Raw genomic sequence first — 15453 nt, forward strand, 5'->3', positions numbered from 1 at the left:
AGCAAGGAGAGGAGCTGGAGGTGAGGTTTTTTCAGGACTGCCTTCTGCCTTCTGCCTTCATGAAGCTTGCTGGGTTTTGGCTGATGATGTGAAGCTGTGATGAGACAGCCAAGTCTGCCAAGCCTGGGTGCGTCCTTGCATGGATGCTAGCCATTTCTGCCATGCTAGGGTTTTTTCTTTGGGCAGAAATCGTAATAACTGTAGCAAACCAAAAGCTTTACGTGTGCCAACAAGTGTAGCCCAAAGTATGAATACTGCTAGCCTCAAAGGTGGTAAGTATTCTAACAGGGCTAGGGTTTCATTGTGGACGGCGTTTTTCCAGGCAAGGTGATTAAAGTTATTGCGCTGGTCTTCATCAAAGCGCTGGGCTGGGTAGTGATCTACAATGATCAGGGGATCGTAGATGAGTTTCCAGCCTTGACTCCGCAATGCTAGGCTAAATGCCAATTCAAAGTGTACCTGCGCTCCTGTACCAAGCATACGTTCATCAAAGTGTAAATGAGCGATCGCATTACGACGATAGGCCATATTCACACCTTTGAGTACGTCTACTTCTCGCGCTGCACCGATACCTTTGTGGTGGTCGCCGATTACACGTCCATACCACTGTAATTTCCCTACTACTTTTGACTCGCCCTTGTAGATGAGTTCATTATTTACGTACACCAAATCCCGACCACCAACACCACCAATACGAGGATCACAAACAAAGTGGGCTTCTATCCGTGCCAACCAATCTGGATGGGGTGCAGCATCGTCATCGGTGATGGCGATTATATCTCCCCTGGCTGTATCTAAACCTACATTCATCGCGGCAACTACACCAGGGACTTTGACTGTTGCTGCTTCTAAGCTGAAGCCTTGGGGATGATAATCCTGGAGAAAAGACCAACTCTCGGTATCTGTGTCACGCACAACTACCACAACTTGTTCGGGTTTACGAGTTTGTTGCTCTAGTGCTTTCAGACACCGCGCCAAATCCTGGGGACGACGGTATGTAGGAATCATGACGCTGATTGTCATCATGGACTGACACCTGCGCTAACTTTTGAAGAATTCTTGAGCCAACTTAACCAGCCTTTGATCATACCTTTTAACTTTAATTCCATATGATGTTGCCAATCAAACATCGGGCCAAGACCAAAGGAGCAAGCAAAAAGACGCAACCGCAATGCTGGTGAATCACCCAATTCTTTTAACAAAGCAATCAGTTCTGCTCGTTCTGCGGTGGTGAAAATTGGAGAAAAACAAGCAGCAGCATGAATCAATGCCATTTTTTGCCGACATTTATCAATAACTTTGGTCTCCCAACCTCTTCTTTGAAAGGCAGGCATTAAGCTTTTGTTATAAATCCAAATATAAGCTTGCAGTTGATCACCTTTGCGCTTGGGACGTATTTTGTGGGTATCTGTCCAAACGCGGTACTCAGCTAAGATATCATCCGAGTAGACATTACCATAGCCAGCATCGGACATTCTCACGGCTAAATCATAGTCTTCGCTGTACTTGAGGCTACCATCGCCATAAAACCCTACTTCTCGCAAAGCTTCTGCTTTAAATATAAAAATGCTAGAAGCAGTCCGCAGACCCGAAACTGATGCTTGTAGTGCTTCATCCGCACTTTGAAACTCATGCTTTCTTGCGACTCTGCGGATGGTTCGTTTCTTTCCCCGTTCGTCAATTTCCTGAGTGGCGACATGACCCCAGCCCGCTTCTGGATATTTCTGCATGAGAGCTACTAAAGTCTCTACATAACGAGGTGCGATCGCGTCATCTGAATCGAGGCGGATCACATAATCAGTTTTGGGCTGACTCAAAACCCAATTACAGTTCGGGGTCATTCCCAGATTTTCTGAATGACGATGATATCGAATTTGAGGAAATTGTTGACATAACTGTGCCATTACCTCTGGTGTATTATCAGTACTAGCGTTATCAGCAACCCAAACTTCTACATTTGGATAGGTTTGAGCTACGGCAGTACCTACAGACTCTAGCAGATATTGAGCTTGGTTATAGGTAGGTATACAGATCGCAACTGATGGTAATTCTGGCATTGCAATATGTTTTAAAAAGTAGAAGTGTATTAGCTAAAAGTAAAGAGGGTGAAAATAACTGCCTACCCCCTTAATAATCAAAAATCAACTGTTAAATCTTTCGTTTTTGTACCTTTTATGGTTCATTAATATAGATATCTTGTTGTTAGAAATATATCAAGTTAGTATTCATGTTCAACAGTGCTATTTCGCACTACTTTTTTTGATCTTTAAATTGATTTAACTAACTCTTCAAATAAATCTACGTAACTCTTTGCCATTAACTGCCAACTATGTTGTTCAGCAATAGTCCGGGCTGCCTTACCCATTTGACTCCGCAAGGTGCGATCGCTCGTTAAAGATGACAGTGCCTGTATTAAAGCTTCGGTATCATTAGGGTCTGATAGTACAATGCCCGCTTCTGGCTGTACCAATTCTGCTGCACCTGTAGTCACGGCAGTAATTACAGGTAAACCGCAAGCCATAGCCTCAATCACTACTAGTCCAAAAGGATCATAGCGGGAAGGAAAGACCAGAAAATCCACTGCTCTCATCAACTCCGGGACATCACGGCAAAGCCCGAGAAAATGCACTCGCTCATTTAACCCCAGAGATGCCGCCATTTGCAAATAGGGGCTACCTTCAGTAATTCCCGCAACTGCCAAATGTAAATTTGGTACTTTGACTAAGGCATGTAAGACCGTATCCAGATTTTTACGAGGAATTCTAATATCCCCAGCAAACAGCGCCAAAGGCACATCTTGGGGGAGGTTCCATTTTTGGCGATCGCTTACTCCGGGTGAAAATTCTTGCAGATCAACGCCATTGACGATGACTTGCAAGCGTTCTGGTGGTACACCAATTTCCAACAAATCCTTGCCGACTTTATCAGAGACTGCTACAACTACCTGCGCTTGCTGGAAAGCTGATTTTTCCCAACGTGCATTCATCACTGTGTATAGCCATTGGTAAAAATCGTATACAACTGAACGTGGATTTAATATATTCTTCGCAGACTTAGGCATAGTTCCCATACTGGAGAATTTCAGCCAAGAACTATGCACAAAATGCACTGCATTCACATCAGTGGGAACCGTTGTAATTGCACCATTGGCTTTGACTAAATCAAACTCAGACCGATGTTGACGCAGCCAATTAGCACTCCGCCAAGAGAAAATCATATTGCGAAGAATTTCTGTCGGCCAGCCTTTGACTGGAACACAAATCCATCTCACTTGGCTATGCTGCTGTAACGATGATGCCACTTCACTGGCTACTAGAGTCACATGATAACCCCGACGAATTGCTTCCCAGACAACTTCATAGTTGACCCGACCTTGACCATTACCTTTAACAACATTGTGGGTAACAATGCAAAGTTTCACGATGTTTAACTATCCTCTAAAATTGAGTTATAAAAATATATCAATGCATCAATTTTTTCTTTATTTGAAACTCAGAAATATATTTAGGATTTTCCTTATGCCTTATGAGTTGAAAGTCACCTCACCGCAGCTACATCATCCCTCTCCTTAGTAAGGAGAGGGGCTGTTCTTGTGAGGTTTTTCATGATGACGGTGAAATTTTGTTCATTGGGACTGCCTTCTTGATAATTTTCAAGTTCCAGATGGTAGTAATAATCTTTGAATATGAGAACGACGCACAATTTCTGGCCAAGCATGAATAGCTTTATGTTCTAACAAGTACTTTGACATTTGTAAAAAGTATATAAATAGAAAAGCTATTAATTTTAAAGGGTTGGGGAACAAATCTTTATAGCGTTTGATGCCAATATAAAGTCGAGCTGCTTCGACATATAAATCATAATTGTTAATTCCACCAATACCAGCAGCAATTGTACCGCTTGCTAAAACGCTTTCTACTGGATTAATATTTGCCTGTAATTCTGGACAATATAAAATCTTGTAACCACGCTTAATTGCTCGCAAAGCAAGTTCAGCATCTTCGTAACCAAAAAAGATATTTTCATCCCACTGTTCTTGGGTAAAAAATTGTCTGGGGAATAAAGTTGCGTGAATAACTACGGTTTGAGGAGTATCATGGGTGGGTAAAAAATGCCCTTGGAATGTGAGTCTAGCTGGAAAAAATTGGACGTATTCGTTTTTACTAGTACCTGTTAAGATAGCTAGATTTTTATCTTCTGTTGGCATTTGGGAATATCTTGCGATCGCCAAACTAAAAAAGTCTGGTTGTACCAAAATATCATCATCAACAAAAGCAACAAAGTCAGTTTCCGATTCTGGAATGGCATTCACTGCATTGTTGCGGTTGGCACAAACACCACGACGAGGCCCTTGGATATAAGTTGTACCTGGATATTTCTGCACTACTTGGTAATTTGCCTGTTGTACTTCAGGATCAGTAGAATCGTCAGAAACGACTACCATATGGGGTTTAATTTGAGAATTCCACAGTGCTTGTAGGCAAATATCCAATGATTCTGTGCGATTTCTAGTTGTGACGCAAGCGGAAACTCGCATTTATTTTACCTCTATATATAGTAAGTAGCTGGATGTTTTAGATATACAAATAGCTGAATATATTTCCGTATTTTTTTAAAATTTAGCGGCTATTTTCGGAGGAGTAAAACTCAGCATTAATGCAGCTATAGTCCGTAAATTTAGCTGTTGGCGCAAGGAACGCCAAAGATATGGACGTGCTTGTTTAGTTTGTTCAGATCGCATTAAGCCAATTCCTAAACTTGTGCTGACTTTTACCCATTGCTGTTGAAAATAGGTTTTAAATTCTTGGAGATTTTCATCTTGCATAAATATCTCTAAGCAGAACATATCTGCCTGAGATTTACGGATTTTTGCTTGGTAATTAAGTCTACCGCTTTGCATTGTTTCTGTTTGATCGTGTCTGCGGTATCTGGTTAATTTTTGAGGATAATAATAGGCTCCCATACCTGTACGGCAACACAAATAAGTTAAATAAACATCCCATGAGCCACCTACTTCTGGAGGAATACTATCCCAATCTATGACATCTTTACGAATGACAGCAGCCATTGCTGAAGCTACTGCTTGATCTACTAAACCAAGTTTATAAAAAGGTTGGTAAATACCTTCGGGTAGCTCAGCCCGTTTAAATAATTGCGAACAATGTTCTGTCAGTTCATAATCAATGGTGCCATCAGCATTAATCACATAATGGTCACAAAAAGCTAGGACTAAATTAGGATTTGCTTCTAATGGAGGAACAAGTTTTGCTAAGAAATCTTCTTCCCATAAATCGTCATCAAGCAAAGCTGCGACATACTTTCCCCGTGCCATTTTAAAAGCTTTAATGGTGTTAGGGAGCATACCTAAGTTGGTTTCATTGCGGGAGAAACGGATGCGTGGGTCATTAAATGATTCCACAATTGCTTGGGGATTTTCCGGACTGCAATTGTCAGAAACAATGATTTCAATATTTTGATAGGTTTGGCTGATAGCACTTTTGAGAGCTTGTTTTAAGTAATCTGGACGGTTGTAGGTTGGGGTAATAATGCTTACTAGGGGAGTTTGTGATTGAGAATTGATATTCATTGTTTTTACTATGTATGCAATTAAGTATCAGGTGTGGTTTTTCGTAATATAAAAGCGTACTATTTAATAAGAATAAGCGAGAAGCCGATCGCACAACTCGAAAAGATTGACTGTAGGTGAGGGCTGCTTGAATTTGAGCGATCGCTTGTATGTTGGAACCATTACTGACCAGAGGGGGCGTGTGAGATTGGTTGCGAGCGGTAAGATTCTGGGACGATAGGGATTTGGTTCGTTGGACATAGAATGGAAGATTTGCTGAAGGGTTGTGTGTGAGCAAGCTACGAACTACTGGTGTCCCTGGTAAATATTACTTAAGTATCTTTCGTGAATAGTCTGATGGTAGTTTTACCTGTGCTGTTTATACAGTATCTTAAACTACTAAGCTGATAAATTTTCTAACTGGGGCGGACGCATTAAAAAGCCCATACTTTTGAGTAGAAATCTGAAAAGAAAGTACACTCGCTCTGTGGGAGTGTAGAAAGGATAGCGCATTATTATACCAGAAATTGCCAGCATTTCCTGCGTATTCCATTTACCTCGCCAGTAATAAAGGCTACGTCGGTAGTCAAGATTCCGCATTAGGTCTACTCTAGCAGGGTAATTTATACGCTCTAAAAAGGCATTTACCCCTTGGTTTGTGGTCTCCATCGCTGCTTGCCAACTAGCTTGTTCTTCACTAGTTAACACCGGATTTTGCTGGCTGGCGTGATAGTTTTTACCGTGTAGGCGGTAACTACCTAATACTTCTTTAAGGTATTGAATTTTACCTAAAAAAGCAGTGCAATAAACAAGACAGCCATCAGCCCACAATCGCCAAGTTTTTGTGTCGATTGGCATTACTTTTGCTAAAGCACTGCGGCGGTAAGCTAAGGCAGAAGTGGGAGGATAGAACCAAGCATTACCTGTATCCAGGATCAATTTTGCTAATTCTATGTTGGGTACTCGACCTCTAGTATAATTTGTATCTAGTAATTTGTCTTGAGCATCGATACTTTCCAATTGATGCATGACACCAACTGTATTTGAGTCTTGGAATGCTTCGACAATGCGTTGTAATTTGTTGGGCTTCCAAACATCGTCAGCATCTAAAAAGGCAATGATCTCACCTTTTGCTGCTGCAAATCCCGTGTTAAATGCAGCACCTTGTCCTTGGTTTTCCTGAAAAATACCTTTGACTTGATGTGGCGATCGCTGTTCGTATTGGTTGATGACATCACGGCTATTATCTTGAGAACCGTCATCAACCACGATAATTTCAAAGTTTGTGTAACTTTGTGCCAAGACCGATTCTATGGCCGCAGATAGGTAGCGAGCATAGTTGTAGTTAGAAATAATTACGGAAACTAACATTTTAGTTGTATAAATTTAGAGTTTAAAGTTTATAGATGGGTTAATTTGTTAGCAAAATTTTCAGGAGCAGTGAAGCTTTATTTATCAGTAGAGTCAGTATCTAGCCAACTCTACTTGCTTGAGCAAATGTCAATATAGGCACTTCTTTTTTACATCAAGCCTCCTGAAATTTACAGGAGGTTTGAGCAAGTCCTGTTTTAGCAGCTTTGGGAAAGCGGTTTTCTCAACACAAAAAGATTGCTGTGTGCTAGCGAGGGAACGCGCTTAAGCAAATGATCAAAGAAGTTAAAAGGCCAGCGCAATAATTTGGGATAGTTGTATCCAGTGATTGATACACACTCATAATTATGCTGTGCGAATAGATACAACCATTCACGATTCACGCTGACGCGTAGATGCTTGCAGTCTACTGCTGGGTCAAGAGAAGTCCGAAAAGAAACTGAAGCAATATTAGCAGGAACTTTACCAAATAACAGACGAAGACGATTCCACCACCAAGCGATGTTAGGAGTAGTAATCAGCAAATATCCACCTGGACGAAGTACACGCCGCAATTCTTGTAAAAATACGTCAGTGTCCATTAAGTGTTCAATAATGTCACCAGCAATGATCACATCAAAGAAGTTATCTTCTACAGGACAAGCGGACTCTCCACTCACCCAAACATGGGTAAGGATACCGGCTCTTTTCGCTACCTCTAAGGGTGCTTCGGAAATCTCAAAGCCGTGCATTTCGCTAATCTCGCCAGCTTGGGCTTTGTAGTAGGCTGCTTGACCGCCGGTACGACACCCAATATCTGCTACCCGTTTGCGGTTGGGTATTTGCTTGAGTGTTTCGATCAGTAAGGAGATTTTTTGACTAGCCCATTCAAATTGTTCGTGTTCTTCCTCATCAGACATCTCCTTGCTGTATTCGATCGCATTTGCTCCCAAATGGCCAGCAGCGATACTGGTTTGCAAGAGAGTTTGTGTTTGGGAGTCAGGATTTTCTAATTGAGAAGTTTGAGTTGTAGATAGTTGCTCCATATAGGGATTGATATAAATAGCAGCGATTTACTAAATTCAGACTAAGTTGTAGAGCTACCCTGATTAGACTCGTACTGAGCCTGGTGATATTTCCAGAGTTTACCACGTTGCTCGAGTAAATCTTGATACTTGCCTTGTTCTACAATTCGACCATGTTCTAGTACGACTACTTTATCTGCTTTGGCGATTGTAGAAAGGCGGTGAGCGATCGCAATCACTGTTCGACCCGCAGAAAGTTTTTCCAGAGATTCTTGAATTAACCTCTCTGTTACTGAATCTAAAGCGCTTGTGGCTTCATCTAAAATAAGGATTTGGGGATTGCGTAATAAGGCTCTGGCTATGGCAATTCGTTGTCTTTGTCCTCCAGATAACCGCACACCGCGATCGCCTAACACTGTATCAAAACCTTCGGGCATTTCTTCGATAAATTCAAGTGCATTGGCTAAACGTGCGGCTTCTCGAATTTCTGCTTCGGTTGCTCTTGGTGTACCGTAGGCAATATTGTTGCGGATAGAGGTATTAAAAATAAATGTATCTTGACTGACTACGGCCATTTTGCGTCGCCAAGAATCAATTTCAAATTCTCGTACATCAACTCCATCGACCAAAACCTTTCCTTCTGTAGGATCGTGGAAGCGAGGGATTAAATCAGCTAGAGTTGATTTTCCTGCACCGGTAGATCCAACCAGCGCTGTCATTTTGCCTTTTTCGATGGAAAGTGTGATGTTATGTAAGACTAAATTCTCGCGATCGTAGCCAAAATCTACCGAGACTACATCTATCCCTCTTTGCAACTCCCGAAACTCAATTTTGCCATTTTGAAAATAAACTTTATCATCAGGTTTAAGCAAATTTTGAATATTATCTATTGCTCCTCCCTGACTACTGATAAAAGCTGTCGTTCCATTTAAATCTTGAATAATAGGGATAATCCGAAATAGCACAAAGAAAAATGTCAATAGTTCACCAATTTGCATGAAGCCACTGGTAACGACAAAAATAATCATGCTCACCATGATCATTGTCGATGAAGCTTCTGCTATTGGTTTCGGAATATTAGAAATTAAAAAGTTTTTTTTCCACGCTTTGACGACGTTTTCACTAGCTTGATAATATCTCTTGCGCTCAAAGTCTTGAGTCGAAGATGCCTGAACTGTGCGGATACCGTTGATAAATTCTAAGGCAATTGAAGTAAATTTACTGTTAGCAATAGAAATACCAAAACTAATTTCTCTAATTCGTTTGTTCAGTGTGGAAATAGCAACTCCTATGAGACTAAATAATAGAAAGGAAACAACTGTTAATTGCCACGATAAGACAAACAGCGATATAGAATAAATAAGTAGAGTTAAAGCTCTGGTGGTTAGAAAAGCTAGACCTCCAAAAATCTGTCTCACTCTTAAAATTTCAGTAGTCAGAACATCAATTAATTCACCGGATCGCTTTTTAGCAAAATATACTAAGCTTTGAGCTTGTAATTGCTCAAAAATGCGCTTACATAAGTTATCTGCCAAATGAACTTCACAAAACTGGTTGCAAATCTGGGCAGTGTAGCTTAAGAAAATACGTATAAAAGTAGTAACGATGATTAATGCTGATATTCTATACAGTCGTTCTGTTGCAGAAGCGTTTACTCCTAAAATAGAGACATCAAACCATTGAATACCTGTTCTTACAGGCTCGGCATCTGGGCTTGTTAAACTTTGTAGAAAAGCAAGTAAAAAACCCAAACCGAAACCTTCAAAAGTTGCTGCCAAAAACGAAAAAACTAAAGCAGCAATTACAAGCCGTCGGAAATGTTTAAACTCTCGTAAAATGAAGCGATTATTTTTCCAAAAACTGGTAGCTTGAACTAACCTACGGGTTAACAGAGATATTTGTCGGGGCATAATTTTCTATAAAAGTTCGGGATAGTAGCACATACACATTACGTTTGTAGCACTTAAGCATGAAGCAACTATCAAGCAGACGAAGAATACAGACAAAGTCTATATCATTTTTCACTTAGTTCTAGATGTAGTAATGAGTAGGATGATTACATCCTACTCTACATAGACCAGCAAGTATATGAATATTACAGTTCAAAGCTATTTACGGAATCCAAAATCAACTGATTGGACTCTGCTTGCTCTACTTGCCATGAACCTACAACTCCTGGTAGTTGATTTAGCTGTTGTTGTTCTTTGGCGCTTAGTTCTAGTGCTTCTGCTAATGTCCAGCAACGGGGACCTGTTAGGCTCATTTCACCCCGCACTACATTTAATATCAATGGCAGATTGTGTAATCCAGTTTTTTTACTTAGTGCTGTGGTGCGAAACTTAAATCCCCGAAATAACCTACCCCGTTCGCCAACGTGCCACTCCCTCTCCAAAATCGGTTCTGAGGAAGACAGTTGCATTAATAATGCTAATCCTAAAGCGATCGGACTTATTACTAGCAAAAACAATAAGGCAACAATCCTATCTCCTAACCGCTTAAAGGTTTTCAATAGGGAATTTTCTGATATACGGTAATTTTTGCCAGAGTTTATACGTAAGTATATAGGCTTAGATGCTTGCTCACAGGCATTAGCCCAAAGGTTCAGCTTCGCCTCGCCTAGTTTTGGATCTATACGAACTAACTTAACTGAAGAATGTTTTAAGCACTCTACTAATAATTGCTCGTCATCTAGTACAGGCAGATATGGTTGCTTTAAGTTTCCTAGAGGCTTTACTAGCAACTGATCCCGTCGCCAGACAAGTGTGCAGTATGGGTGGCGATCGCCTTTTTGTGTTTGAGTTTCACTATAGCAAGGGTCTGAAGCTGAAATTATTGAGGTAGTCATATGTTTTAAGTTATACTTATGGTAGATTACTGACCTGATATCAAGGGCTTTTGCGCCAAAGAATCTGATCTTTTCTCACTCTTTTAGTTAGAATCAAACCTGGGAATTTATTTAAGTAAGCAACAAAATGAACTGTCATATAGACATCTACACATCTTGTTTATTAAATTCCTGTTTGATAAGCCAGATATTGATAAGAAGTTAAAGATATTGTTTACCTTTTGGATTTATCTAAAAAAATTATGTTTTTAAACTTGATTTTTTTCTCATTTTGTACTTTCAATTTTGGAATCAATGTGCTTCAATATCTAGGATATAAGACTCAGTAAAAATCGCGGTCGTAAAAATAAATTCTTTATTCACTCTTTAAAGAGCTTGCGTGTTTCACAAAAAAATATTAAGTTACTATGAATTTCTTCTGTGATGAAACTACGTAAATAATTTTTTATTTAAAAATATTTGGCAATTCACAAAATTTTAATTATTACGAACAAATATAATTTTAGGCAGAGAAAGCAGTACTTCTTTGGAGGTTTTAGTTCACGTATTACATACATAAAGCCTAAAGTCACTATTTGCGTACTGAGGACAGTAGGTTTGAGAGCAATACGGTTAGTTACTTTCAAGAAGGCAGAGGAGCCAGTGCGGTGGACGGGTTTCCCAGCATAAAGGAGCCACTGCGCCCTTGGGGGTTCCAAGAGTTGTAGCACGTGGCGTCACCTGGCGAAGAAGATTTGGCTTGTTTGTAGGCGATCGCTGTAAGTCTGCCTATTCTTAAAAAGGGGGTATGAGGATCTAAGAGTGTAGGAGAAAAATTGTATTTCTTGCATCTGCTCTTGCCCCTACCCAATATCCCGTCGTCAAATAAATTTGGGGCTAAAAGCTGACTATGCCCAAGAGTAATTATACTTATAACGAGGAAATCAATATTTAACTCCTCCTACACCCCTATACCCATTTTCAAAATAGATGTACGATTACCAGTCTTGGTGAAAGTATGAGTATTCAAACGGACAAGCTATAATTCATATCTAGAGATATCTAATAAAAACTTTGCGCTACCCTTGCGGGTAGCGCTAGCTGTGAACCGTTCGTTAATCTAGATTGTCTATTCTTCTATCGCTCTTTGCAATGCGAGTGAGTGTTGTTTTCCATAAGGTACGTAGGTGCTGCCAGCATCTGAAACTCCATTTGCCACAACACCAATGAGATTTAATCTACTGAGCATAGCTGTAGCTTGTGCGAGTTGGGTCCTTGTGACTCTACCAATGCTGGCTACCATGATCACACTACGACAAGCTGAGGCTGTGAGTAGGGCATCTACTAAACCGAGAACCGGAGGAGCATCTACAATTACCAAATCATAGTTCTCTTCAAAGGCAGCCATCAATTCTTCCATACGAGGGGAACTCAACAAATTAGCTGGGTCTGCGGGTGCAGGACCAGCTGTCAAAATATCTATGTATGATGAGCCAGCAGAAGGAATACTAATTTGATTCGGTAAAGTAGACTCACTCACCAGTAAAGTGGAAAGTCCTTGTTCGTTGGGAAGATTGAGTTGTTTGTGCAAGTTGGGAGCGCGTAGATTAGCATCGATGAGTAATACTCGTTTGTGTAAACGAGCAGCACTCATTGCTAAACCCAACGCCAAACCTGACTTACCTTCATCAGGTAATGCCGAAGTTACCATCAAAGATTTGAAGGTGGAAACTGAATTTAAAAGTTCAATATTCTTATAAATTAGATCCAGCGATTCCCAGCGTGGAGGAGATTGCAGAACCTGAATTGTCCAAGGTGCAAGTACCTCTGGCTTGCCAAAGGGTAACTTGAAGACTGATTCTCTGGTTTTAGCAGGTGGTAATTTGGGAGTAGTTCCCAATACTGGCAAAGCAGTCTGCCTTTCTAATTCAGCAGTAGTATGAACAGAATCATCAGACGCATCACGAATAAAGGCAGCCACACCTCCTAACATTAGCCCAACAACTGCACCCAACATCAAATTTTGCTTGAGGTTGGGGCCCATAAATATACCCTTGCGTGGTGGCTCTACAACTTCCCAGTTAAATCCTCCTTTGTCAAGTTCCTGCTGTAACTGTTGTTGTGCTTTTAACAGTTCTTGCAGTCTTTCACGACCAAGTTGAATTTGAGGTTGTAGGCGACTGTATTCAGCTAATTTAGCCGGGAAGCCTTTGAGTTCATCACGTACCTGCTGTTCTTTTTGGGCTAAACTTTGGTCACGAGCTGCCAAGGCGAGTAAATTGGTTTGTGTCTCTACTAGCTGACCAGCAAGAGTCAGGTCAATTTCGCTCTTCTGCCCTTGCTTAAGAAGATTACCTCCTGAGGCGTTGATATTAGTCTGTTGTCCTCCTAAAGTATTTCCTGCTTCTTGTTGCAACAATTCTTTCTGCTGTTGCAGTTGTTCTACTAGCTTGATCACACTGGGAGCCTGATCAGTAAAGCGCAAGCGTTCCTGTGCCAAAGCTAATTGCGTTTTTTGGATTTCGTTGAGTAATGCTTGGTAGCGTGTAGACTGACTCAAACGGGCCTCTACAAGGGCATTTTGTGGAGTACTTTGCAACTGTTGTTGCAAAGATGCATAACGAGCCTTTGCCTCTTCATATTCAGCACGAGTTGTGCGTCGATCCTGAAGAATAGCGTTTAAATTATCTTCTAGAGATTTTGCCTGTGATTCTGGGTCAATTAAATTTTGATTTCTGCGGAAGCGCTGTAAGTTTGCTTCTGCTCTATTGACTTCTTCTACAGTGTCTCTTAATTGTTGCTGGACAACTCTTAGACCTTTTCTTAAACGCTCAGCTTGTTGTTGTTGGTTATATTCCAAATATACTTGTCTAATTGCATTTAGAACTCTTTGTGTTTTATCTGGATCTGTATCGGTATAATCCGCTTGAAAAATATTGGTAGCAAGATTGTCTTCTCTTGTTCTTAATTGATTTAATACCAAAGCGCCCTGAATTTGCTCTGCTGTTATGTCTGGGTACTCGGGCTTGAGTTTATCAACTGCTCTTTGAATAAGCACCGAGCTTTGCATGATATTGAGCTGGGTTGCAGTATCAATTACAACATTAGTATCAGTGAAAGTACTTCCTGTAGTTGGTGCTCCTTTTGTATTACCTTCATAGTTGGGTTTTACCAACAGCTGCATTGAGCTTTTGTATGTAGGCGGTGTTCTTTTGGTGATCAAAGCAGCACCAGCAATACACGCAATAAATACTACTAAAAACCAAGGAAGTCTGCGGATGAGTACCGCAAAAATTTGCCCATAACCCGGTTCTGTTTCATTAACTGGATTTACATGGGGACTCAGACTGGATTGAATCACGTTTACTATCCCTCAGCTAACAAGTCAAACTAGTGAAATGTTTAAATTACAAGCTTGATCAACAACTTGGTCAACTTTACTAAAGAAAGCTTCCTCTGAAAAGTTTGCCACCGCATGATTACGAATGTCTTCGTAATCCCAATCAATTTCCCTGGCTTCTAGTAGAGCTGCTTGAAGAGATTCAGGTGTTTGCCTCTTAAAAAATACACCTGTTTTACCAGGTATTTGAGTATCCAATACTCCACCCGCACCATAGGCAATTACCGGTGTGCCACTAGCATTTGCCTCTACTGGAACTAATCCATAGTCTTCTAGAGCTGCTACTATGATGGATCTAGCTTTAGCGAACAATTGTGTACGTTGGGCATCTGGGACGTGTCCTAAAAACTCTACATTGCTAAGAGCTTTCGATTTTAAGCGTTCTCGCTCTGGACCATCTCCTGATATTAGTAATCGCCATCCCAGCCAATTAAAAGCTTCGACTATTATATCAAGACGTTTGTAGCTGATCATCCGAGCTGAGGCTAGATAATAATCTTCTTTGGACTTTGTAAAAACAAATTTACTAGTATCAATAGGATAATTAATAACAATAGCTTTTTTGCCGTAAGTAGTTTGAATACGACGAGCTACAACGCTGGAATTTGCTATGTAGAGGTCTGGTTCTTGTGCATATGCAAGATCCACCTTTCTCATCACTTGAAAAACTTGTTCGATTAAAGGAGCAAAGTATCTATAATCTCCATACTCCCGTAAGTATGTTTCTGTATCCCATAAAAAGCGAGTAATGTTATGACAAAAGCAAATATGCTTTGCTGAAGGGTTTTTGCGTACTGCTTTAGCAAAACTGGTGCTACTGCTAATAATCAAATCATATTCCTGTAAGTCTAAAGCCCGAAAGGCTGGAAAATAAAAAGGAGCCATGAGGCGAAAATATTTAGCAGCGCCAGGAATATTTTGCAAAAAAGTTGTATTGACAATCCGTTCACCCAAGTCGATTGTTTGTTGGGGATCATACAAAGAGGTGTAGATATCTGCTTCGGGATAGCGTTTACAAAGTAATTCAAAGACTCTTTCTGCGCCCCCTCGCTGGGTTAAGTAATCATGGACTAAAGCTACTTTCATAATTATTTATAAGTTGAATCTATACAACAGCATTAACTGAAAAATTAATTCTTGATACCATACTCATGCTTAGTTTTTCGTTAACACATCTTTAAATACAATCTGTGCATAGGAAAATCCCGATATGACTTTCAAGTTTTAAATAAGTTCCCTGTAAATTCCGGTTTTTATAAATTTTTGATGAAGTTCCCTAGACTGTACA

12 protein-coding genes are annotated in these 15453 nt (G+C 40.4%); all 12 read right to left on the reverse strand.

The window, feature by feature from the left end:
• Positions 1–57 precede the first annotated feature (57 nt).
• The 12 genes from UYK_RS0100185 to UYK_RS0100235 all read right to left on the reverse strand — a co-directional run bounded on the left by UYK_RS0100185 (position 58) and on the right by UYK_RS0100235 (position 15251).
• Complete coding sequence (locus tag UYK_RS0100185; protein WP_016870680.1) at positions 58–1026, reverse strand: glycosyltransferase family 2 protein; 969 nt, start codon at positions 1024–1026, stop codon at positions 58–60.
• Complete coding sequence (locus UYK_RS0100190) at positions 1023–2057, reverse strand: glycosyltransferase family 2 protein (protein WP_009459735.1); 1035 nt, start codon at positions 2055–2057, stop codon at positions 1023–1025. The genes UYK_RS0100185 and UYK_RS0100190 overlap by 4 nt, the downstream gene beginning before the upstream one ends.
• 209 nt (positions 2058–2266) lie before the next feature.
• The gene (locus UYK_RS0100195) at positions 2267–3421 is read right to left on the reverse strand and encodes a glycosyltransferase family 4 protein (protein WP_009459734.1); all 1155 of its coding nucleotides are present in this window, start codon (positions 3419–3421) and stop codon (positions 2267–2269) included.
• Positions 3422–3652: 231 nt separating this feature from the next.
• The gene (locus UYK_RS0100200; RefSeq protein ID WP_016870681.1) at positions 3653–4537 is read right to left on the reverse strand and encodes a glycosyltransferase family 2 protein; all 885 of its coding nucleotides are present in this window, start codon (positions 4535–4537) and stop codon (positions 3653–3655) included.
• 75 nt (positions 4538–4612) lie between these two features.
• Positions 4613–5587, reverse strand: coding sequence for a glycosyltransferase family 2 protein (locus UYK_RS0100205; protein ID WP_009459731.1), 975 nt, complete (start codon positions 5585–5587; stop codon positions 4613–4615).
• Between the two features lie 63 nt (positions 5588–5650).
• On the reverse strand, positions 5651–5827 hold the full coding sequence (locus UYK_RS26460; RefSeq protein WP_162138631.1) for a hypothetical protein: 177 nt from the start codon (positions 5825–5827) through the stop codon (positions 5651–5653).
• 138 nt (positions 5828–5965) lie between these two features.
• Positions 5966–6937 (reverse strand): glycosyltransferase family 2 protein, encoded by a 972-nt coding sequence (locus UYK_RS0100210; protein ID WP_009459728.1) that lies wholly within the window; start codon positions 6935–6937, stop codon positions 5966–5968.
• 197 nt (positions 6938–7134) lie between these two features.
• Positions 7135–7962 carry a class I SAM-dependent methyltransferase gene (locus UYK_RS0100215; protein ID WP_009459726.1) on the reverse strand — a complete coding sequence of 276 codons (828 nt, stop codon included), beginning with the start codon at positions 7960–7962 and terminating at the stop codon, positions 7135–7137.
• A 41-nt stretch (positions 7963–8003) separates the two neighbouring features.
• Positions 8004–9851 (reverse strand): heterocyst formation ABC transporter subunit HepA, encoded by a 1848-nt coding sequence (hepA, locus tag UYK_RS0100220; RefSeq protein ID WP_009459724.1) that lies wholly within the window; start codon positions 9849–9851, stop codon positions 8004–8006.
• A gap of 185 nt (positions 9852–10036) precedes the next feature.
• Positions 10037–10786 (reverse strand): heterocyst development glycosyltransferase HepC, encoded by a 750-nt coding sequence (gene hepC / locus UYK_RS0100225; RefSeq protein WP_009459722.1) that lies wholly within the window; start codon positions 10784–10786, stop codon positions 10037–10039.
• A 1108-nt stretch (positions 10787–11894) separates the two neighbouring features.
• The gene (locus UYK_RS0100230; protein ID WP_009459720.1) at positions 11895–14126 is read right to left on the reverse strand and encodes a GumC family protein; all 2232 of its coding nucleotides are present in this window, start codon (positions 14124–14126) and stop codon (positions 11895–11897) included.
• Positions 14127–14150: 24 nt separating this feature from the next.
• Entirely contained in the window at positions 14151–15251 is a 1101-nt protein-coding gene (locus UYK_RS0100235) for a glycosyltransferase (protein WP_009459714.1), read from the reverse strand.
• Between the last annotated feature and the right edge of the window lie 202 nt (positions 15252–15453).

This window comes from Fischerella thermalis PCC 7521, from assembly GCF_000317225.1.
In the GTDB taxonomy this organism is placed as follows: Bacteria; Cyanobacteriota; Cyanobacteriia; order Cyanobacteriales; family Nostocaceae; genus Fischerella; species Fischerella thermalis.